The 21098-nt window shown below is 58.2% G+C and carries 20 protein-coding genes; 8 read left to right on the top strand and 12 right to left on the bottom strand.

The annotated features are described in order from the left end of the window. Position 1: 1 nt before the first annotated feature. A complete protein-coding gene (locus O3S85_RS12965) occupies positions 2-1243 on the bottom strand; it encodes an L-rhamnose isomerase (protein ID WP_269540848.1) in 1242 nt (413 codons plus the stop codon). 234 nt (positions 1244-1477) lie between these two features. On the opposite strand from O3S85_RS12965, the gene O3S85_RS12960 reads away from it, so the two are divergent. The 4 genes from O3S85_RS12960 to truA all read left to right on the top strand — a co-directional run bounded on the left by O3S85_RS12960 (position 1478) and on the right by truA (position 5436). Beyond that, entirely contained in the window at positions 1478-2362 is an 885-nt protein-coding gene (locus O3S85_RS12960) for a hypothetical protein (protein WP_269540847.1), read from the top strand. Further along, on the top strand, positions 2359-2688 hold the full coding sequence (locus O3S85_RS12955; protein WP_269540846.1) for a hypothetical protein: 330 nt from the start codon (positions 2359-2361) through the stop codon (positions 2686-2688). Before O3S85_RS12960 ends, O3S85_RS12955 begins: the two co-directional genes overlap by 4 nt. Positions 2689-2804: 116 nt before the next feature. Beyond that, positions 2805-4694, top strand: coding sequence for a peptidoglycan D,D-transpeptidase FtsI family protein (locus O3S85_RS12950; RefSeq protein WP_269540845.1), 1890 nt, complete (start codon positions 2805-2807; stop codon positions 4692-4694). 4 nt (positions 4695-4698) lie between these two features. After that, entirely contained in the window at positions 4699-5436 is a 738-nt protein-coding gene (gene truA, locus O3S85_RS12945) for a tRNA pseudouridine(38-40) synthase TruA (protein ID WP_269540844.1), read from the top strand. A gap of 15 nt (positions 5437-5451) precedes the next feature. Here the strand turns inward: truA and O3S85_RS12940 are convergent, their stop codons facing one another. The 3 genes from O3S85_RS12940 to murJ all read right to left on the bottom strand — a co-directional run bounded on the left by O3S85_RS12940 (position 5452) and on the right by murJ (position 9219). Continuing rightward, a complete protein-coding gene (locus O3S85_RS12940; RefSeq protein ID WP_269540843.1) occupies positions 5452-6336 on the bottom strand; it encodes a PEP-CTERM sorting domain-containing protein in 885 nt (294 codons plus the stop codon). 172 nt (positions 6337-6508) lie between these two features. Beyond that, complete coding sequence (gene rnhC / locus O3S85_RS12935) at positions 6509-7504, bottom strand: ribonuclease HIII (protein ID WP_269540842.1); 996 nt, start codon at positions 7502-7504, stop codon at positions 6509-6511. A gap of 149 nt (positions 7505-7653) precedes the next feature. Further along, complete coding sequence (gene murJ, locus O3S85_RS12930) at positions 7654-9219, bottom strand: murein biosynthesis integral membrane protein MurJ (protein ID WP_269540841.1); 1566 nt, start codon at positions 9217-9219, stop codon at positions 7654-7656. A gap of 118 nt (positions 9220-9337) precedes the next feature. Here murJ and O3S85_RS12925 point away from each other — a divergent pair, with 118 nt between their 5' ends. The 4 genes from O3S85_RS12925 (at position 9338) to O3S85_RS12910 (ending at position 13631) form a co-directional block, all read left to right on the top strand. Continuing rightward, positions 9338-10372 (top strand): phosphate acyltransferase, encoded by a 1035-nt coding sequence (locus O3S85_RS12925; protein WP_269540840.1) that lies wholly within the window; start codon positions 9338-9340, stop codon positions 10370-10372. Between the two features lie 43 nt (positions 10373-10415). Beyond that, positions 10416-11606 carry a phosphotransacetylase family protein gene (locus tag O3S85_RS12920; protein ID WP_269540839.1) on the top strand — a complete coding sequence of 397 codons (1191 nt, stop codon included), beginning with the start codon at positions 10416-10418 and terminating at the stop codon, positions 11604-11606. Between the two features lie 75 nt (positions 11607-11681). Next, positions 11682-12323: a phosphoribosylanthranilate isomerase gene (locus O3S85_RS12915; protein WP_269540837.1), complete on the top strand. Its 642-nt coding sequence runs from the start codon at positions 11682-11684 to the stop codon at positions 12321-12323. A 3-nt stretch (positions 12324-12326) separates the two neighbouring features. Next, positions 12327-13631, top strand: coding sequence for an MFS transporter (locus tag O3S85_RS12910; protein WP_269540836.1), 1305 nt, complete (start codon positions 12327-12329; stop codon positions 13629-13631). Positions 13632-13807: 176 nt separating this feature from the next. Here the strand turns inward: O3S85_RS12910 and O3S85_RS12905 are convergent, their stop codons facing one another. The 8 genes from O3S85_RS12905 to rsmI all read right to left on the bottom strand — a co-directional run bounded on the left by O3S85_RS12905 (position 13808) and on the right by rsmI (position 21076). Next, positions 13808-14662, bottom strand: coding sequence for an outer membrane lipoprotein-sorting protein (locus tag O3S85_RS12905; protein ID WP_269540835.1), 855 nt, complete (start codon positions 14660-14662; stop codon positions 13808-13810). A gap of 35 nt (positions 14663-14697) precedes the next feature. After that, entirely contained in the window at positions 14698-15255 is a 558-nt protein-coding gene (gene secG / locus O3S85_RS12900) for a preprotein translocase subunit SecG (RefSeq protein WP_269540834.1), read from the bottom strand. Positions 15256-15404: 149 nt separating this feature from the next. Further along, positions 15405-16343 (bottom strand): ParB/RepB/Spo0J family partition protein, encoded by a 939-nt coding sequence (locus O3S85_RS12895; RefSeq protein WP_269540833.1) that lies wholly within the window; start codon positions 16341-16343, stop codon positions 15405-15407. 59 nt (positions 16344-16402) lie between these two features. Then, a complete protein-coding gene (locus O3S85_RS12890; RefSeq protein WP_269540832.1) occupies positions 16403-16984 on the bottom strand; it encodes a LysM peptidoglycan-binding domain-containing protein in 582 nt (193 codons plus the stop codon). A gap of 54 nt (positions 16985-17038) precedes the next feature. Then, a complete protein-coding gene (gene fmt, locus O3S85_RS12885; RefSeq protein ID WP_269540830.1) occupies positions 17039-18022 on the bottom strand; it encodes a methionyl-tRNA formyltransferase in 984 nt (327 codons plus the stop codon). Positions 18023-18285: 263 nt separating this feature from the next. Continuing rightward, positions 18286-19206 (bottom strand): hypothetical protein, encoded by a 921-nt coding sequence (locus O3S85_RS12880; RefSeq protein WP_269540828.1) that lies wholly within the window; start codon positions 19204-19206, stop codon positions 18286-18288. 125 nt (positions 19207-19331) lie between these two features. Continuing rightward, positions 19332-20369 (bottom strand): Ppx/GppA phosphatase family protein, encoded by a 1038-nt coding sequence (locus O3S85_RS12875; protein WP_269540827.1) that lies wholly within the window; start codon positions 20367-20369, stop codon positions 19332-19334. Continuing rightward, positions 20366-21076, bottom strand: coding sequence for a 16S rRNA (cytidine(1402)-2'-O)-methyltransferase (rsmI, locus tag O3S85_RS12870; RefSeq protein WP_269540826.1), 711 nt, complete (start codon positions 21074-21076; stop codon positions 20366-20368). Before rsmI ends, O3S85_RS12875 begins: the two co-directional genes overlap by 4 nt. Positions 21077-21098 lie beyond the last annotated feature (22 nt).

Raw genomic sequence — 21098 nt, 5'->3', positions numbered from 1 at the left:
CTTAGCTACGACCGGAAAGCACCGAGGCTTCGTAGTCCTTGATAGCAGACATCGCCTGCCAATCGGACGGAGTGTTATTGCGGGCACAGAACTCGTTCCACACCACGCTCCACGGCATGGCCTTGTTGACCTCGTGCAGCATGAGGCGCGTGGTGAAGTCACCCGCCTGCTCGGCAGCATGCATCTTTTCACTCGGTTCCAGCAACGCGAGCAGAAGCGACTTTTGCGCCGCACGAGTACCAATCACCCATGCCCCAATGCGGTTAATGGACGCATCGAAAAAGTCCAGGCCGATGTGGGTGCGCGACAGCGCGTCGCAGCGGACGAGCTCCTGCATGATGGCCTGCGTCTGATCATCGAAGAGGACTACGTGGTCGCTGTCCCAACGAACACCGCGTGAGACGTGGAGCAGCAGCTCGGGCACGTAAAGCAGGACGGAGGAAATCTTGTCGGCAATGCCCTCAGTCGGGTGGAAGTGGCCGGCGTCGAGGCAGAGCGCGGTCTGGTTCTTCATCGCGTAGCCCATGTAGAACTCGTGCGAGCCGACGACGTAGCTTTCCGAGCCAATACCGAAGAGCTTGCATTCGACAGCGTCAATATTGTGGGACGGATCGAGCTTTTCCGACAGGACCGTATCGAGGCTCCGGGAAAGATTTTTACGGAAGCCCAAGCGGTCGGCAGGCAGGTCTTTGAGACCGTCCGGCACCCAAATATTCGTCACGCAAGGGCTGCCAAGTTGCTTGCCCATCTCGGCACCGATTGCCCGGCTGCGCTTACAGTGTTCGATCCAAAAATCGCGCGTGCCCGCATCGGGTGAGCTAAGGGTAAAGCCATCATCGGCCTTTGGGTGCGAGAAGCAGCTCGGGTTGAAATCCATGCCGATGCCCTGTGCCTTGCACCAATCGATCCAGCCTTGGAAGTGCTTCACTTCGATCTCGTCGCGGTCGACCTTTTCGCCGCCGAAATCACCATAAATCGCGTGCAGGTTCAGCCGGTGGTTGCCCGGCAGGAGCGACAGCACTTTCTCCAAGTCGGTCTGCAGCTCGGCAATCGAACGCGCCTTGCCCGGGAAGTTCCCCGTCACGGCCAAGCCGCTGCCCAGCTCGCCATCACCTCCCTCGAAACCGCCAACATCGTCACCCTGCCAGCAATGGAGGGAAATCGGGGTCGAAGCCATGACTTCGAGTGCTTTTTCAACATCAACGCCGAGCTCGGCGTAAGAGTCTTTAACTTGGTCAAACATATCGGGGTTCGTTCGGGTTGATAGATTAGCAGGCGTAACCTGGCTTCGCTAGCATCGAATACTTGGAGAAAAACGACTCATTCTGCAAGCAATACTCCACAAAACGCGCAATTTCTTTCAAAATCTCTCAGTCAAATTAATAGGCCCCTGGAGGTTAGCTAATTTCCCGAACAATATCGGCCCACAATCAATCCACACTGGACATTGCCCACTACCTTCCTACTTTTTATGAAAATGAAGTACGCTTTCTGTGTTATTCTGGTGCTGTCGGCACTCAACCCGCTTTGGGGAATCATGCTCAAGGGGGCCAATGGCCGGGAGGTGGATTTTGCCGGAGTTCTGAAGGCCAGCAAGGAAGGCTTAACCGTGAAAATTTCGCCGGACGCCAATGAAATGGTCGTCCCGTGGGAAAAGTTTGACCTCGACGCCATGAAGGCTGAGCAGCCGGAAATATATACTGCTTACACCCGCAGTAGCCTGGGCCAAAACGAAGTCATGCTCAAGCTCGGCGTCTTCGAAAACCACAAGACGTATGACGAGATCATGGTGTCCATGAGAAAATCCCTGGATGAGCGTTTCGCCGTTCCGCTGCCGAGCTCCTACGACCATTGGTTCGAGAATTATTATAGCCGAAGCCGGAACTCATTCGATGCCTGGCAGCGGGCGCAGCGTCGCTATCATACCATGATCAATGACCTCTTCGCCGGTGCCCCCATTGTGCGCAACCAAACTGGCAAGCCCATTGGCAGGAGCTACTATTATTATTCGGCTTATTATTATGGCAGCACCTGGGATTTCTCCGCTGAGGTCACTTCCAAGCGCGTTCTCAACTACTTTGCGGGTGATCACGATAGCTTCCACGACACGCTGGACTACTTGCAAAACAACCCTTTGCTCGTCATCGGCGTTGCCGAGAAGCTGCAAGCCGCCAAACAAGAGTTCGCCAATAGCGGTCATAGCCACGTGCAAACCCAACACGGCACGATCGACTTCGTACTCGATTCAAGCATCAGAACCTTGGAAACCATGGCCGAGGGACGAGCCTACAATGAGAACTCCGGCCGTGTCCTGAACAAGCTGCTCACGGTAACCTACAAAGAAGACGCAAAAGGAATATGATGAAACACATCGCAGGCATCGTCATTTTGTTTTTAGCGGCCAACGCTTTTGGCCAGAGCCACCTCTCGCCCCACTTTCCACCCGGTGCCACGGACCTCGTGCCGATGCAAAACCAGCTGCCACAAGTTGGTCCCAACGTCCAAGCGCCTGAGATGCAACAGGCCACGATTTCATATCAGGGAGGCCATCATTACCCAAGCGCATCCGAACCTCAAGGCGTGCTCGATTTCCCAACCCCCGAGCCGATTCGCTTCATAGTCATCAAGGAAACACTCATGCCCGACCAAACAGTTCGGCGCTTCTGGATCGTGAATCCCGAATACTAAACTTGGTAAAATTTGAACCAATTCGAGCTTGTTGTTGTCGAAACACGCAATTGCCTTAAAGGTAAGGCTTTTAGCTCGTGAACGTTGTCCATCATTATCGGCATGGTAATCCCCGAATGGGGGTGTTTTATGTAGTCGCCGCCCTGCTCTTTGCCGTATTGGCGTCGGGCTTGGCGTGGCGACAGTTGTTGATGCACCAGGAATACCGTGAGCGTGAGCAACGTCAGAGCCAGCGGCGCATTATTCAGCCCGGACCACGCGGCAATATTTACGACTACTCGGGCAAACTGCTCGTTGGCAACCGGCCGCGCTTCTCAGCCGTCGTCTACCTGGAAGAGCTCCGCAGCGAAATCCAGGAAGAATACATCAACATCAAGCGCGAGCTTCAGGCACAGCATGAGGCCGAAAACCCGGAAGAGAAATTTGCCTTCGACTGGAAAGAAACCTCCTGGCAAGCGCGGGAAAATGTCATCCAGCGCTATCTCTCCGAGATTAATGATATCCTGGGAACAGACCACCAGATCGATAAGCGCTATTTCCGCCGGCACTTCGTGGAACGCCAGCTAATGCCGTTTGAGCTCGTTAGCGACCTACCTCGCGAGGACTACGCGCGTCTCATCGAACAGCTTCCGCTGGGCTCAAAAATCGGGATCTACACCGACACCGCCCGCGACTACCCAAACGGCTCCGCGGCAGCACATACTCTGGGCTACGTGCGCGGAAGTTGGATAGTACCTCCAGAAGGCATCCCGGGTGATGAACTGCGCACCTACACTTACAAGGGAGAAGTCGGCATCAACGGTCTGGAAAAGCAGTTTGACGATATCCTGCAAGGTGAGTCCGGTGGCGAAATTTACCTCGTCGACAAATTCCAATACCAGTTCGGCGAGCCCATTTTCCAGCAAAACGCCAAGCAGGGAGGCCATGTCCACACCAGCCTCGACATCGATCTTCAACTTGCCGCTGAGCGCGCCCTGGGCGACCGGACCGGTGCCGTGGCCGCCATCATGGTGGAAACCGGCGAAATCCTCGTGCTGGCCAGCAGCCCCGGCTACGACCTCAACGACTTCAGCCCCCGCCTCACCCAGGAGACCGTTAACGAGATCAACGAGAAAGGTGCCTGGGTCAACCGCGCGGCAAAAGGCCTCTACCCGCCCGGCTCGACTTTTAAGCTGCTTACCACGATCGCAGGCATGCGCTCCGGTGCCATAAATCCGGACGAGCAGGTGCAAGGCGGTTCCCATTTCCGCGTTGGTAATCGATTGTTCCCGGAGCACTCCGGCGGCCCGTATTACGATACCGACGTCCGCAAAGCCATCGAGAAGAGCTCCAACGTCTATTACTACGACATGGGCATCCGCACCGGCATTGAAAATATTGCTAACGAGGCCCGGCGCTTTGGTATGGACGAGCCACTCGACATCGAGCTGCCCTTCCAGCAGACCCGCATGATCGTCCCCGATATGGAGTGGTCGCGCGAGGTACGTGGCTTTGGCTGGCGTGCGGGTGACACCGCCAACGTCGCCATCGGCCAGGGCGACCTGCTCATGACGCCACTGCATGTGGCCTCGTTTATGGCCTCTTTCGCCCGTCGCGAAACACGCACGGACCTCACCCTGCTCAGACGCGACACCGGAGAAATCATAGATCATGGTGGCGAGCCCATCGGCTTAACCGATTACCAATACCAGGCCATTCTCGAAGGCATGGAGCGCGTAGTGGGCCCACAGGGCACTGGCCGATATGCCATGATTGACGGCGTCCGCATCGCAGGAAAAACCGGCACCGCGCAGGTAAAACGCCCGTCTGGCAAATTGACGCTCGCTTGGTTTGCCGGGTTCGCCCCGGTGGATAAGCCGCAGATTGCAATTGCCGTCATCGTGGAAGGACTCACGCCTGGCGACCGCTATGCAGGCGGTGCCACCGCAGCCCCCGTCGCCCGCGCTGTCTTCAAGGAGTTTTTCCAGGAACGCGCCGCCGAGGAACTGCTCTCCATGCAGCCCTAACCCGATGAATTGGAAGTGCACCTGCGCCTACGATGGCAACGGCCTGAACGGTTGGCAAAGCCAGCCCGGCGGCAACACCGTGCAGGACTTCATAGAAGCGCGGCTGGAGCAAATTTTTAAAACGCCGCTGCGTATCCATGGCAGCGGTCGCACCGATGCCGGGGTCCACGCCAAAGCGCAGACGTTCAATTTCAAAGCCGACTGGGAACACGGCGCGGACAAGCTCGAACGCGCCTTCCGCAGCGGTCTGCCGGCCGGCATTCAGGTCTATCAAGTTGAACCGGCGGCGGACGATTTTCACGCCCGATTCTCCGCAACTGGTAAGCGCTATGCCTACCGATTTTATGAAGGCTGGGCGCGCCCATGGGATGCTCGCTATTGCTGGGAGCTCGGCCGACGCCGTCTAGACGAATCTGCGATGAACACCGCTGCCGCGCAGCTCCTTGGGCAGCATGATTTCACCGCCTTCGGTGCCAACCGCGGCGACGGCTCCGAGGACAACCCCATCAAGGACATGCGCACGCTGGAGGTCCATCGTGAAGGCCCCACACTGACCCTCGTCACCGAGGCCAGTGGCTACCTCTACAAGATGGTCCGCAGCTTGGCGGGCACATTGGTAGAGGTTGGCTTAGGCAAGCTCACTCCAGCTGAAGTTCGCACGATTTTAGAAAGCCGCGAGCGCACAAACCGCGTCGCCACCGCCCCGTCTAAAGGGCTGTGGCTGGAGCGCGTGTATTATTAAACCCGGTCGCTAGACTTACTTGCGGCGACGCAAAAAGGCTACGCCGACACAAGCCACACCGGCCAAAAGCGCGTAAGTCGAGGGCTCGGGCACAACGCCAGACACGTCTGCAAAAGATTCACCGAGGCGGAACTCGTCATAAATGACATTCGCGGTGTTTCCTTGCGGGTTCTGGTCAGTCATCGACCAAGAGTTAAAAGTGTGGTCGGAGTCGTGCGAAACCGAAATCGTCGGTGTCCCGAGCGCGGCACCCGTGTAACTGCTCGATTCAAAAATCCAGACATTGAAGGTATCGGGCGTGCCGCTGGAGTTCAGCAGCGCCTGCGCCACCATGAAATAGCTGGTGTCTTCGGCCATTTCAAACGAGGTGCCTACAGCGATGTCTGCTGCCGAGCCGAAACGGATGTTCGCCACCAACGTAGTGCTGAAATTTTCCGCGTGGATCCCCATAAACTGACCCGCACCGGTGGTGTTAGTCGCAAAAGGATTTAGCCGGAACTCGCGCAAACCATTTCGCTGAACCGTCCAACTGGCCCACCCTTCCGTGAGGCCGCTGGCGCTGAAACTAGCATTATACTGGCGTCCCAAAGCTTGGCTGGACGTCCCATCGCCAAAGGTAACCATGCCGTTCTCGCTCTCAACCGAGCTGGGCGCGATACTCCCGGTGACCGTCGCATACTGCGAGCCACCGGTCCAGGCTCCTGCCCATCCCGTGCCATTGCCGTTACCGCTGATTCCAGCGCCATCAGTATAACCATCGCCACCAACGCCAAATCCATCATAGGCCAAAGTATCGGCATGGGCAGCCGAGGAGACACCAAGTATCAGTGATGCAGAGATCAACAAGCGAGCGCCAAGCTTGTTGGTAAAGAGCGGGTTAACCGGTAGTGTACTTTTCATAGGGGTAGTATTGAGTTGATGATAAGAAGAACGAATCAATGTTAACTAAATCGTTATACAAAAATCGCCAATTCGTCAAAGAATAAATGCTAATTTATCAAAATTCGGCCTTTTCAGCCTAAACAAGCATCGATCAAAGGCCTAAATAAGCCTCTGTCACAGACTCAACACGCTACCCCTTCCACACCTTCTTCTCGGGCACGGGAAGGCCGCGGGCCTCGAAGGCGGTGCGGAAGTGGAGTTTGGCAAAATCGCCGAGGCGGGCGTCGCCAAATTTTTTAACGATCTCCTTGGCCTGATCCTTCACTTTCTTGCTGGCACCTTTGGCCAGCGGAATATCCGCCTCCTTGGACAGCGCGGCCATGCGGCGGACAAACTCCGCGCGCGCGCAAATCGACGCCGCCGCAACCACGGGATCGGACTCCGCCTTGGTGCGCATTTGCAGGTCGAACTCAGTCGCCGCGTAGTGGTCCTTGGTCAAAGCGCGCTGCACAAGCGGCTGCTTGGAAAACTGGTCCAGCAGGCCCCATTTGACCTTCTTTTCGTCGAGCGCGGCTTCGAGGCACTTGGCGTGTTGCCAGGCCAGCAGGCGGTTAAGGTTACTGCCAAATTTGGTGTAGAGCTCGTTGTATTTCGCCATACGCAGGCACATGCGCTTCACGACGACGCCCTTGGTCTCGGTAATGATTTTATCCAGCTTGAGGATGGCCTTGTCGCTGGTGATTTTCTTCGAGTCCTGGATGCCCTTTTCACGCCACTCGGTGACCATGTCGCCCGTGGCGATCACGCAGCACGACACCAGTGGCCCAAACAGGTCACCCTTGCCCGACTCGTCGAGCCCGGCGTGATCAGTGAACCACTCGGGGTTGTTGACCTCGTCGTAGCCCATTTTGGGGTCATGGGTAATTTCACCTTCGAGCACGAAGGTCACCCAGTCTTCGGTCTTTTTGCCCTGCACCACGAGCTTGCCCGACTCGTAGCCGACGATGTTCACCTGGTCCCCCTTGTAGCCGAAGTAGGCGTAATCGACCGCGTAAAATTCCCACAGCCGCTTCTCGCACCACTCCTTAACGAGCATCATCTGCTCGTCGGTGATTTTAATCGTGTAGAGCGTCTTTTTCTTGGGTCCCTCTTCTTCGGGCTCTGGCTGTTTCTTGCGCTTGGGCATGAGGAGGGAGATAAAAGATTAAAGGAAAAAGATTAAAGGAAAAAGGTGGTGGATGGGTGGAAGTAGTTTGCAGTTCGTAGAATAGGCGTCTCGCCTGTTCACCAATCCAACTAATTTACACAGGCGAGACGCCTGTGCTACGCTTCGACCTAACCCCGCTTCAGCACGCGACGGATCAGCTTCAGGATCTCCGCGCTGTCTTCAAACTTCAGCGCAAATAAAATCGCGAAATACACCGCCGCGCCTGCCGGGATGATCACGCCGCAGGCCACGAAGGCCGCTTGTTTCGTCTCGCCCATCAGCGCGCCAACCGCCAACAGCATACCATAGGTGGCCGCCGCCATCCCGATGGCAGATACCGTGATCTTGCCCACCGCGCGCATCAGGCGAATGCCGGACAGCTCCGGCTTTTTCTTCACGATGCCACGGGCGAGGAAAAACGTTAGTGCGAGCGATGAAAGCAGATTCGCCAAGGCAAGCCCCTTGGCCTCCAGTGGGAACATCAACACCGCGCCGAGGCCCGCGTTAACCACAAACGCCACCAGTGCACAGGCAACCGGCGTTTTCGTGTCCTTAAACGCATGGAAGCCGCGCGTGATAAAACTGCTCACGGCGAAAAACGGCGTCGTCGCGGCCAGAATCATTAACAGCGGACCAGTCATGGCGACATCACCCTCGCTGAAGCGCCCCCATTGAAACAGCATCCGCAGGACGGGCTCATTGAGCACGATCAGGCCCACGGCGGCCGGCATCGTTAGCGCCAGCGTCATCCTCAGGCCGTGCCCGTAGCTTTCCACGAGGCCCTCGCGGTCTTTGGCGGAAACCATGGCGCTCATCTGCGGGAAAATCACCGTGGAGATCGCCACCGCAAAGATACCCAGCGGCAGCTCGATCAGACGGTTGGCGTAGTTAAGCGTCGTCGTCGCCGTTTCGTTGAGCCCGAAGGCCAGCAACCGCGAGACGAGTATGTTAATCTGCAAGATCGCTGCGCCCCAGAGTCCGGGAATGAAGAGGCGCTTCAGCTCGTCCATGCCCTCCACCGGCCCGCGCTCGATTCTGGGCCGCCAGCCCTCGCGCCAGAGCGCCCAGATCGCCGTGGCCAGTTGCATCACGCCGCCCGCGAGCACGCCAATCGTCAACACCCAGACGAGCTCAATCGCCGGCAAATGCATCATCAGGCCGCCGATGAGCAGCGCCGCAATCATGCCGACATTGAGCAGCATATTCGAGAGCGCTGGCACGGCAAAGCGGCTGCGCACATTGAGCACCGCGCCAAGAATCGCCGTCACGCAGATCATCGGCATGTAGGGCATCATCACGACGCTCAAAACTGCGCCCAGCTGCCACTGTTCAGCAATGGGCTTGGTCCACCCGTCCGGCCCCAGCCAGACGTTTTTGATTAAAATCGCCCCACCAAAAAACAACACACAGAGAACCGCCATGATGCCCACCGTCAGGATCGCCAGCCGAAGCAGCACCTGGTTTACAAAGCGAAAAGCGCGCTCGTCACCGTGGTTGGCGTGGTCAGACAGCACGGGCACGAAGGCCGAGGTCAGCGCGCCTTCGCCAAACATCCGTCGAAAGAGATTCGGCACCAGAAAGGCGAAAATAAAGGCATTGCTGGCCAACGAAACCCCCAGGAATGCCGCCGTCAGCGAATCCCGCAGCAGCCCGAGCACGCGAGAGCCCAGCACGCTGGCGGAGACGGTAATCATGCTTTTCAGGCGTTGGGACACAGTTGGCTTTTAGTTTGCTTCTAAGGAGGAGTTGTCTTTTGTGGAGAACGTCTACTCAATTTCACAAGTCATTCCCCGACAACCTGAAACTTTCCCGATGTCACTGATTAACCGCTTATCAATCCGCCTGCAAAACCACCCCAAGCGCCTCGTCTATGCTGAAGGCGCTGACCCCCGCATTATTCAGGCGGCCCGACTCTATGTGAACCGCGGCCTCGGCGCTCCCATCCTCTTAGGTGAGCGCGCGGTCATCAAACAACGCGCTGAGCAGCTCGACATCAAGCTGGACGGCATCCGCATCATCGACCCGTCCGACAGCGACGAGATGCCGGAGTTTGTCAACAAGTTCCAGGGCCTGCGCCGCTTCCGCGGTTTCAACGAGCAAGAGTCGCGCGACTATCTGCTCAACACCTCGTATTTCGCGACCATGATGCTCGCCACCGGCTCGGCGGACGCGCTTGTCTCCGGAGCCACCGCCGTCGCCTCCAGCGCCCTGCGCCCTCTCTTCCGCATCATTCCGATGCAAAAAGGCGTGGAAACGGCCTCCTCCATTTTGATTTTGGAAAAGGAAGACGACCGCCTCGGCATTGAGGGCGCGCTCTTCCTCTCGGACTGCGGCGTTATCCCCGATCCGGACCAAAACCAGCTGGCGGACATGGCCATCACCACCGCGCTGCTGGCCAAGCACCTGACCAACGAGCCGCCCCGCGTGGCTATGCTCAGCTATGCTTCGAAAAAGGAAGGCGCCAAGAACCCGTCTTTGCTCAAAATGAAGTCCGCCACCGCCTTGGCCCGCGACAAGGCCCGCACACTGGGCATCGATGTGGACATCGACGGCGAACTGCAGGTCGACGCAGCGCTCGTGCCCGGTGTCGCCGAGCAAAAGGGCATCTCCAGCAGCGTAGCTGGCAAATCCAACGTGCTCATTTTCCCGGACCTGAACGCGGGTAACATCGCCGCCAAGCTCGCGCAAATCGTCGCCGATTGTCGTGCCTACGGCCAGATCATCACCGGTCTGTCCAAGCCCGCCGCCGAGATTTCCCGCGGTGCGAGCGCGCATGACATCTTTGGTGCCTCGGTGATTGTTGCCGCTCAAGCCGTCGACCCGAAGTATCTCTTCCCGATGGATTGATCTCGCGGAACCTACGACTGCAACCCATTTAGACGCGCCACATATGCCGCCGAGAAAAAAGACCAAGAGCACCATCACTTCCAAGCCGTTCGCGGGTGACGAAGATACCGCCACGCTGCTGACTGCACCGCGCAATAGCACCACGAAGCGTATCTTCGTGGCCGCCACGCGCCAAAACGATGGTAAAACCACCACCAGCCTCGGCCTCTACGGAGCCATGCGTAATCGCACGCCGGACGTCGGTTTCATCAAGCCTGTCGGCCAACGCTTCGTCGAAAAAGACGGCCATAAGGTCGACGAGGACTCCGTGCTGCTCGACTCGATATACGACGTCAAGATCCCGATCGACGCGATGAGCCCGGTCGCCGTCGATGGCACCTTTACCCGACGCTTCCTCGACAACCCCGAGGAGAACCTCGGCATCTTGCAGGACCGCATTTGCCGCGCGTTTGACCGCGCCGCTTACGAGAAGGAGGTCTGCATTATCGAAGGTAGCGGCCATGCGGGCGTCGGTGCCGTGTTCGACCTTTCCAACGCCCAGGTTGCCAAGCTCCTCGGTGCCAAGGCCGTCATCGTTGCCCAGGGCGGCATCGGCCGACCGGTAGACGAAATTGCGATCAACAAGGCCCTTTTCGACAAGCACGGTGTGGAAGTCATCGGGGCGATTCTGAACAAGGTGCTACCGGACAAAATGGACACCGTGCGCACCTACGCGGGTGAGGGCCTGCGCCGCCTCGGCGTGCCGCTACTCGGCGTGCTTCCGCTGGCCAAGCAACTGGCCGCACCGAACCTTTCACAGATCGTCGAGGAAATCAGTGGCCGCTGGATCAATGGCCGCGAGCAAGCCGCCAACGAGCGCATCCTGCGCGTCGTTATCGGTGCGATGACCGCAAAGGGCGTCATCGACTACCTCCAGCCCGGCGTTTTGATCATCACCCCCGGCGACCGCGACGACATCATTTTCTCCGCCATCGCCAGCGCTGGCATCTCCGGCAAAAAGGTAGTGAGTGGTATTATTTTGACGCGCAACATCCTCCCCCACCCCAAGCTCATGGAGATGCTCGCGCAGACCAACATCCCGTGCGTCATTTGCAGCGAGGAAAGTTACTCGGTCGCCAGCCGCATCAACTCGATGACGGTCAAAACACAGCCGCAGGACACCGACAAAATCCCGATCATTCGCAACCTGATCCTGGATCACGTCGACATCGACGCGATCTGGAACGCGTTTTAAGAGTTAGTTCGGAGTTGCGAGTTGCGAGTTACGAGTTTGTAGTAAATACCACTCGTCACCCCTGAACTCGAAACTGTGAACTCGCAACTAAAGATCAAAATCTGTGGCTTGACGCGCCGTGTCGATATCAGCGCGGTGCTGGACTTGGGCGCGGACTATTGCGGGATGATCGTTTACCCGAAGTCACCGCGCGCCGTGACGCGAGACCAGGCGTGGGACCTCTGCCAACGCATCCCTGCGGGCATGCGCGTGATGGTGGATGTCAACACCGGCACCGACGAGCTCGAAGACTGGGCCGACTGCGGGTTCGACCATTTTCAGATTCACTGCGATATCGACGTAAACCTCGCCACGCTCGCGGCGTGGAGCGGCATCGTGGGCAAGGAACGCTTGTGGCTCGCGCCGAAAATCCCGCCAGGCGAACCCTTTCCGCAGACCTTGCTGGAGTTTTCTAACACCATCCTCATCGACGCCTACCACAAGGATAAATACGGCGGCACCGGCCAAACCGGCAACTGGCAGCAGTTCGCCGATTGGGCCACGATGTACTCGCACAAGCGGTTCATCCTCGCCGGCGGCCTCACCCCGGACAACGTCGCTGAGGCGGTGCGGACCAGTGGCGCGGAAACGATCGACGTCAATAGCGGCGTCGAGTCGGCACCCGGCATCAAGGACCCCGCCAAGCTCAAGGCGCTTTTCGAGATTTTGCGCGGCTAAGCCATGGGCCTCGCCGACGTCATTTACCGCCGCTTGTCCGGCGATGAGAACGGCGCGCAGGCTAATGACATTACCGAGGAGGCAGCCAAACATGTGCCGCGCAATTTCCTCGTGCAAGTCATCGGCTCGGTGGCGACCAAAACCGGCGATCAGCTTTTCAGCCCGCGCCTACTCCTGACCTGGCTGATGGCCAGCATCGGTGCCCCGGCCGCGGCGATCTCGCTCATCGTGCCCGTGCGCGAATCCCTGTCCCTGCTCCCGCAAATCACGGCGGCGGCGATGATGCGCCAGCACGCGATTCGCAAGTGGTTTCTTGTCGGCGGCTCGGTCACGCAGGCAGCTAGCATTTTGCTAATGATCACGGTGGCGCTGCTGTTCGAGGGCGCACTCGCGGGCTGGTTGCTGCTGGCGCTGCTGGCGTTGTTCAGCCTCGGTCGCGTGTTCCAGTCGATCACCAGCAAGGAGCTGACCGGCAAGACGCTGCCCAAGCAAAGGCGCGGCCTCGCAGGCGGGACGGCCAGTGCGTTGGCGGGCGGCGGTGCCCTTCTGGTGGCGGCTTACTTTATCTTTCTCGACGAAGACGACGTCACGGTGCCGACCTTGTGCGTGATCCTTGGCATCGCGGCGGCCTTGTGGCTACTGGGGGCCATCCTGTTTGCTCAGTTGAAAGAGCTACCGAGCGAGGTCGATGACGACGGCAACGGCTTCGTAAACCAATTGAAAAGTGGCCTTCGTGAGCTCAAGCAAAACCGCGGCTTCCGCTCATTCATCGCGGTGCGCACTGGGCTGATTGGCAACGCCCTCGTGCTGCCGATGGTCGTGATGATCGCCTTTCAGGAGAGCAAGGGCAGCGCGCAAAGCCTAGGCATTCTGATGGGCGGTAGTGGGCTGGCCGCGCTGCTCAGCTCCTACATTTGGGGGCGTCTTTCGGACAAATCCAGCCGTCTGGTGTTGATCATCGTCGGCTATCTGGGCGCGACGCTGGCGGGCGTTTCCATCTTAATCGCCCAAATGAACGCCTCAACCACGCGCACAGTGCTGGTGATGCTGGTTTTCTTCGCGCTGGCCGTCGTCCACCAAGGGACGCGGATCGGCCGCAAAACTTATGTGATCGACCTCGCCAATGCCGACAACCGCAGCACCCTGGTAGCTCTGGCCAACACGCTGATCGGCATCGCACTGATTCTACTCGGTGGGATCAGCGGTGCCCTTTCCTCGCTCGGCTACGCGTGGGCAATCGGCTTCTGCGCGCTGATCTCACTCGGCGGTGCTTTGCTCGGCCACGGCCTGGATGACGTCCAGAGCTAGCGTACGAAAACAGGTGGCGGCCGATGTCCTCATCGGCCAGAGGCGATTCGAAAAGAACTAATGAGTCCGCGATAAACGCATCACCAGAATGCATGATTTGAAACGTGCACCGCTTAAGGTGATTGCTCTGCCCGATGAGGACATCGGCCGCCACCTTATTCCACTGAAGCCGGGGTTTAAACCGGCTCAAAGATCACCTGCGAAATGTCCGGATCCTTCGTCAAGGTCTCCGGCTGAAACAGAGACTCGGGCAGGAGCAGATTGAGTGCAGCACCGGTCACACGGAAACGGGTTTTGTCGCCGGATCGCTCGTCGATCAAGTCGATCTCCTTGACGATGTATTGCTCATCGATCTCCTTGAAACCGCCGATGTCGAGCGTGCGCAGGCGCTCGCCTTCAGTGTCGAGCATCTTGGCACTCAAGGGTGCGTTGAAGCTGGCGTCGATCGCGAGCTCCACCGCAGCCAGGTCTGGCATTAGGTCGGCGACATCGGCCGGAGCATAAAAGACAAAAAAGTGCGCTGGGCGACCACGCGCCATGCGCTTGGAGGAAACGTATTCGTAGAGGTCCCAATGCGCAAACGGCATCACGACGTCGTATGGCGTATAAACCATTTCCGGGAAAAACGGTTCGCCCTGCTGCTCTTTGCTCATTTCGACAGGCTTACCATCTTGGAGCGTCCACACATGCGGGTCGGCACCGCCCTGAACGATGAACTCACGTGAGTTGGTGTCGCGCTGGCCCTTGGGCCAAACCACTACACGGTCCAGCGGTCCGTGCTCATTCCATGTGCCCCACAGCACGCCTTCGTAAACGACATCCTTGGCACGCGCCGGCTGATGCACCATCTGGAAGGTGAAAATGAAGTCGCCGCGCAAACGCTGGTTGCGGAAACTTTCGATAATCTTACGCCCCTCCTCCTGGTCAATCGGGTCGACGGCTTTCGGGCCGTGAGCGCGTTCACCGGGCTTCTGGCTCCAAGCAAGCGGAGCCAAAAAAACAAGCGTCAAAGTAATGAGTGCCAATCGCATAAAAGTCGGCTTTCCGCCGTGCAATGCAGACAGGGCTACTCAGCTTTTGTTTCGGAAGATTCAGCCGCCGGTGCAGCTTCTTCAGCAGCGGCCTTGGCATCGTCAGCCGTTTGTTCCGCGCTCTCAGTGGCCTCAGTGGAGGGAGTCACCTCAATGGCGTCCTCGGTAACAATCATCGTACCCTGATCACTGGTCACCGTCGTGGTGTTGCCATTTTGCAACGCCTGCGAACCAGCGGTCCAGTCCATGCCTTCTGGCAAATTGACGAGCGGAGCCGAAGGATTCTGTGTCGATTGAGCATCCGGAGCAGCGATCTCAGTCGGCAGGGTGTTGACCGGGCCGGTTTCCTCGGCTTGCGCCAACAGGCCCAGATACAGGCCAAAGCAAAGAATAAAAAACGCTGCGGCTCCAAAGATGGTGCCCTTGGTCAGCACATTGCCTGCGCCTGCGCCCAAGGCGGACTCGGCGGCACCTCCGCCCATGGCGGAGCCCATGCCCGCGCTGCTCGCACGCTGCATCAGGATGATCAGGATAAGATACCCGCTGACGAGGATCAGCAAAAGGGTGAGAAGGCCAAAAATGATTGCACTCATGTGGGAGTTAATTGGAAAACCGCGCAGAATGGGCGTTCAACGCGGCGGTTTCAAGGTTTTTTATTAGGTTCGAATGTTTGGAAGTTTGAAGGTCCGGAGGTTGATCCGCTCGATAAAACAACTTTCGAACCTACGAACTTTCGAACCTTCTACTGCAAGCCCGTGCGTTCGAGGATGCGCTGCAGGTCATCGTTACCATAATATTCGATGATCAAACGCCCCTTCTTTGCGGTGTGTTTCAGGTGGACTTTGGTATTCAGGCGGCTGGAAAGCTGCTTCTCCAGATCGCGGACAACGGTGTCCGAGGCGTCGTCAGTGGAGGCGTTGTCTTTGCGCAAATTGCTCTCGGACTTGATGCGCTTCACCTGCTTTTCGATCTCGCGAACGCTCATGCCGCTCTCGATGGCGCGGCGGGCCAGAATGATGCGCTGGGCCGGGTCTTCCACGCCAAGTAGCACCTTGGCGTGACCGGTGCTGAGCATGCCTTTGGCCAAGTAACCCTGGATTTCGCGATCCAGCGCTAGCAGACGCAAAGTGTTGGCAATCGAGGCACGCGGGCGACCAATGCGGTCAGACACCGCCTCCTGTGTCAGGTCAAAATCCTTCATCAGGCTCGCATAGCCGAGAGCTTCTTCGATCGGATTCAGGCCCTCGCGCTGCAAGTTTTCGATCAGTGAAATCACAGCCGACGACGTATCGCTGGCGTCCATCACGCGGGCGGCGATGGTTTTGAGCCCCAGCTTCTGGTGGGCGCGCCAACGGCGCTCGCCGGCGATCAGCTCATATTGGTCCTTCTGCTTGTTGGGGCGAACCACGATCGGCTGCAGCAGCCCTTCGCTGGAAATACTATTAGCGAGCTCCTGAACATGCGCGGGGTCCATTTCGCGCCGCGGCTGGTATGGGTTGGGCACGATGGCCGAGACCGGGATGTCGCGGTATGGCCCGGCAACCACGGGTGCTGGCTTGGCCTCGGGTTCTGCCTTGGGCGCGGCTTTAGTTGCGGCTTTTTTAGTTGCCGTTTTCTTTGCGCCGCCACCGGCGATGATGCCGCCCAGGCCGCGGCCAAGTCTGCTTTTCGAAGCTGCCATGAATCAGTTCAGCACGAATGTTGGGGGTGTTTCAAATTCTTTCGCGGGCAATTTAAACATCACTCGTTTACGGGGACGAAAATTGTCTCGCCAGCCTTGAGATCTTGCGCGCGCGCAATGCGGTTGGCGTTCATGATGTCCTTGATCGACGAGCCGTATTTCTTGGCGATGCCGGAGATCGTCTCGCCGCCCTTGACGACGTGGGAATAGCCCGTGGTCGGGTAGTCTTCGGAAAAATTAGTCTGCACATTGACGTTTGGCGTGGCGTTCATGGCCTCGGCCAGCGCCTTGAAGCCGGCGTCGGTCTGCTTGGCAAGTACTTCGATCTGTTTGGAAACCTCGGCCAGGATCTCACGCTTGGCGGCGGCTTCGCGCTCGGGCAAGGCGCTGAGCTTGGTCTCCGTCTGCGCGACGAAGGTGTTCAAGCTCGTGGTAACGGCATCCTGCCGCTTCAGCAGCGCCTCATAGTTTTTTAGCATCTGGTCCTGCTGGCGCTGCATTTGCTCGACTTGCAGACGCAGTTGGCCGATCTGCTCCTGCATTAGCTGGACATCCTGCGACATCCGCGCAAAGGCGTTATTTTGCGCAGTGGCGAAAACCGGCCAACTCAGGGCCAGAAAAACGAAAAGAAATCGATACATGACAATGTCTTAGAAAACAGCGGGCATCAACAAAAGCAAAATCCGGCGTATGGGTCAGACTTTGCGCGGAAAAGGCGCTTTTGACACTAATTTGGTAAGTTCGCCGCTTTCGAGAAAGGTTCCCGGCTCCAGCGGATATCCCCGCAAAAAGTCGCCAGCGGTCAGCATTTTGGCCCCAGACCGCTGCAAATTTTCGATGCGCAGGGCCCCCTCCCCGCACGCGACCACGAGGCCATCCACCGTCGCGCATAAAATCTCACCCGGTGCGCCATGACCGCTCTCGGCGTGACCACCCTGCACCTTGATCCGCACGCCCTCATGGTCGAAGTAGCAGCCTGGCCACGGAAAGAGCCCATTCACCCGCGCGGCAAGCTGTGGGGCCTTAGCATTGAAGTCCAACGCGCCGTCGGCTTTCTCAAGCTTGCGACAGTAGGTGACAGCCTCAGGGTCTTGCTCGGTAAACGCCGTCGTCCCATCGAGCAAAGCAGGCAAATTTCGCTCGATCAACGGTGCACAGGCATCGGCCAGCTTGCCACGCATGGAGGCCCCGGTGTCACTCGGGCCGACATCGACGCGCTCCACATCGCAGACCGCGCCAGCGTCCATTTTCGGCACGATGCGCATTAGCGAAACGCCGGTCTCGGACTCGCCACTGGCGACGGCGGTTTCAATCGGCGAGGCACCGCGATAAGCCGGCAGCAGCGACGCGTGGAAATTAACAAAGCCCCTTGGCGGCACGGCCAGGAGCGACTTCTTCAAGATATGCCCGTAGGCCATGACCAAGGCCAGCGCTACGTCGCGCTCGCGCAGCCAGTCCTCCAGCTCGGGCCCGGGCTTTTCCGGACGCAGCAGCTCGATGCCGTGCTCCAGCGCCCAGGCGGAGATTTCATTGGGCGAGAGCTGCTTGCCCCGCCCCTTCCGCCGGTCCGGCTGACTCACCACACCAACCAATGTCACCCCATCGGGCGCACGTTCGCGGAGGTAATTTAACAACGGGAGCGATATCGGATCCGAACCGAAAAAGACGACGTTAGGCATGAAGGGAGATTAAAGGAAAAAGATTAAAGGAAAAAGGCCGAATGCAGCGGAGGATAGGACTATTTAACAGAAGGTTGCTGAGATAGCGAAACCACGTGTAAGAATAATATCAATTCCAACGTAGGTATAAACAGGAAGACCGGGAAGACCGGAAAGATCCTACGAGTTCGCTTCCCGTTCTTCCCGATCTTGCTGTTAAAAAAGCGAACACGCCCGTCTGGCTTCGTTCCCTTTCTTACCTGCTGCTCAAAAATTTAATCCGCCTAGCTGATCAAATCCGCGCGCCAGCCTTCGATGACCGGGCGAAACTCGTCGCGGTAGATTTCGTCGGTTTCGGGCTTGGGCAGGCCGGCGAAGACGCCCCAATACTCGACGTGGTCAACGCTGGCACCGGGCTGGATCGTGACCAACGGCCCAAGCGTTTCCAGCTCGATCATGAAATCATTGCAGAAGGTCTCATAAACACAGCCAAAATCCGGGTAGGTCTTGCGCGGGTCAAACGTCGCCGCCTTCACAAAGGTGCCCGCCTCCTGCCAGTAGGCCGCCCAACCGGGATAATTGCTCAGGCCTAGCTTCTGCGGGACCTGCGCCTTGGTGGTGTCGATGCCGATAAAGTCCGGGTGAAATTCCCACTCGGGGCGCGAAAAGTCGGTGTAGGTCCACGGCACCATGTGGTAGTTGGGCAGCAGGTCCGTCTCGTGGCTTCCCTTCGGCAACAGTGGGATGGTGGAGTAGCCGCCGCGCTCCATGACAGTCATTGCCCAGGGCGCGCATTGGACGGGCCATTGCAGGGTGTTGCGGATGCGGTGCGTTAGCTTGAACGTTTCCGCGCCGAGGGCGGCAATTTGGATGGTTTTTTGGATGCCGGACGGGTCTGGCGTCGGCGCTTCAAGCAACAACTCGCGGCCTTCGTCGATCTCGGCAATATTGATAGTGGCGTTGTCGGGGTCGTAAGTGCGGGGCTTGATTTCCGGCGAATGCCAGAGGCGGTGGCCACCGCGCAGGAGCCATTCTTTTTCGCCGCTGCCGCCACGCTCCTCCTTGACGCTGTGGAAAAGGTTCGCGCCGTTGTCGATCGTGCAGGAGACGATACGGGGGCCGATTTCAGTCGGGATGGCGAGTGTCGCGCCGCCGGAGCTAAGCATTACACAATTCCAGCCATAAATTTCTGAGGTGGTAGGCATAGATCAAAATATTAGCGTAGTGAGCCCGCCTAAGATGCGGACCAACGATCCGGGGAAGATAGACGCGGATCGAATCGGCGCAAATATCATTTGCGAAAATATCCCATCAATCCTGCAGAAGCGCTCTAGTTGGCACCTGGCGCACTCCGGTTGGCCGCATTGAGATCTTGGTGCTTCTCGATCCGGCGCTCCGGACTCAGCCCGGCTTGTGCCGCGTGGGCAAGGAACTGGGGCGTCCCTTCCTCGTTGGAGAAGTATTTCGCCGCAATGCCGTAGCGCAAATTGTGCGACGAGAAAATGTAGGAACCGGCACCCGCCATCTCAGCGACCGTGAGCAGGATCAGCAATGCTGCGGGCATGATGTCCGCCCGCTCCGCCGGTAAAGGCGGAATTTTCGTGCGCTCCTCCAGCTTCATCGCCGCGAGTTCAATATACAGAAAACGCAAATATGCCAAGCTGAGCGAGTTACCCGCCTCCTGCTCGGTCTGGCCAAGCCAGGACGCCCGGATCGCCCGAGCAACGGTCAGCGCGCCACCGGTGCCAGCCAGGATGCTGACGTCTTTAGGAAACTGAAACCCGGATTCGTCGATCGTCTTACGCACGCGGCGGATGATCTTTCGCATTTCCACGGACTTCATCGGCTGATTCATGTCGTCGAGAAGCTGCTGCGAGAGGCGAATCGCGCCAAGAGGCAGGCTAACCTTGGACACAATGTCTCGGTTGCGCACGTGGATCAGCTCCAGGCTGCCACCGCCCAAGTCGGCGAGGCAAAATTCCTGATACTGCGCGAGCACGGAGTCCGTCGAAATGCCCCAGGCAATGTAGGCTGCCTCCTCATCTCCGGTCAGTACCTTGAGTTTTTGGCCGGTGGCCTCGCGAATGGCCTCAATGAAGTCGTCACGGTTTGAGGCATCGCGCACCGCGGACGTCGCGGCGATAAAGAATTTTTCCACGTCATACCCGGAAGCTTCTTCGATGAGGGATTTGACGGCGGCGCAGGCGTTCTCGATCGACTTGCGCGTGAGCACCGGGTGATCCATGCCCATGACCGTGCCAATGCGCGTCTCCCAGGTGGTCTCATAGTGAATGGCGAGTGATGATCCGGTTTCCGCCACCAAAAGCTTGATGGAATTGCTGCCGATATCGATGACTCCCAATCTCATAATGTAAAACCTTCGGTTGCAATTAGTACGACGAACTCACCTTTGACCTTAATCGAATTTCCACCTGCCGCAAGTTCTTTGAGCGGTGCGGTGCGAATCGTTTCGTATTTTTTAGTGAGTTCGCGTGCGAGACAGACTACGCGCTCCGGCCCGAGGACGTCCGCCATCTCCGCAATGAATTTTTCAATACGGTGGCACGACTCATACAGGATAATCGTGTGGGGAAAGTCCTTGTGACGCTCCAAAAAGGTGCGGCGGGCCGCGGACTTTGGCGGCAAAAAGCCCGCGTAGAAAAATGCGTCAGTCGGCACCCCGCTGGCGGCCAATGAGGCCAACAGCGCCGATGCACCCGGAACAGGAATCACCGGAAGGCCGCGGCGTTTGCACTCACGTACGACACGAAAGCCGGGATCGCTGAGCGTGGGTGTGCCCGCATCGGAGACCAGGGCGATGGCCTGCCCGGCTTCGATTTTGTCCGCCAGTTCGGTGGCGCGGGCCAGCTCGTTGTGCTCGTGGTAGGAAACCGTGGGCTGCTGTGACTCAATGTGCGCAAGCAGTCGACCGGTCGTACGCGTATCTTCGCAGGCAATCAACGCAGCTAGCCGGAGCACACGAATCGCGCGCGCAGACAGGTCGCCAAGGTTGCCAATTGGCGTGGAGACGACATAGAGCCCCGGCTCCAGTTGCTCTGCGGAGGAATCATCCATGGACTGCCGCCGCAAAGGGCTG

This window comes from Cerasicoccus sp. TK19100 (assembly GCF_027257155.1).
GTDB classification, from domain to species: domain Bacteria; phylum Verrucomicrobiota; class Verrucomicrobiia; order Opitutales; family Cerasicoccaceae; genus Cerasicoccus; species Cerasicoccus fimbriatus.
This window is presented reverse-complemented; position numbering and strand designations above follow the sequence as displayed.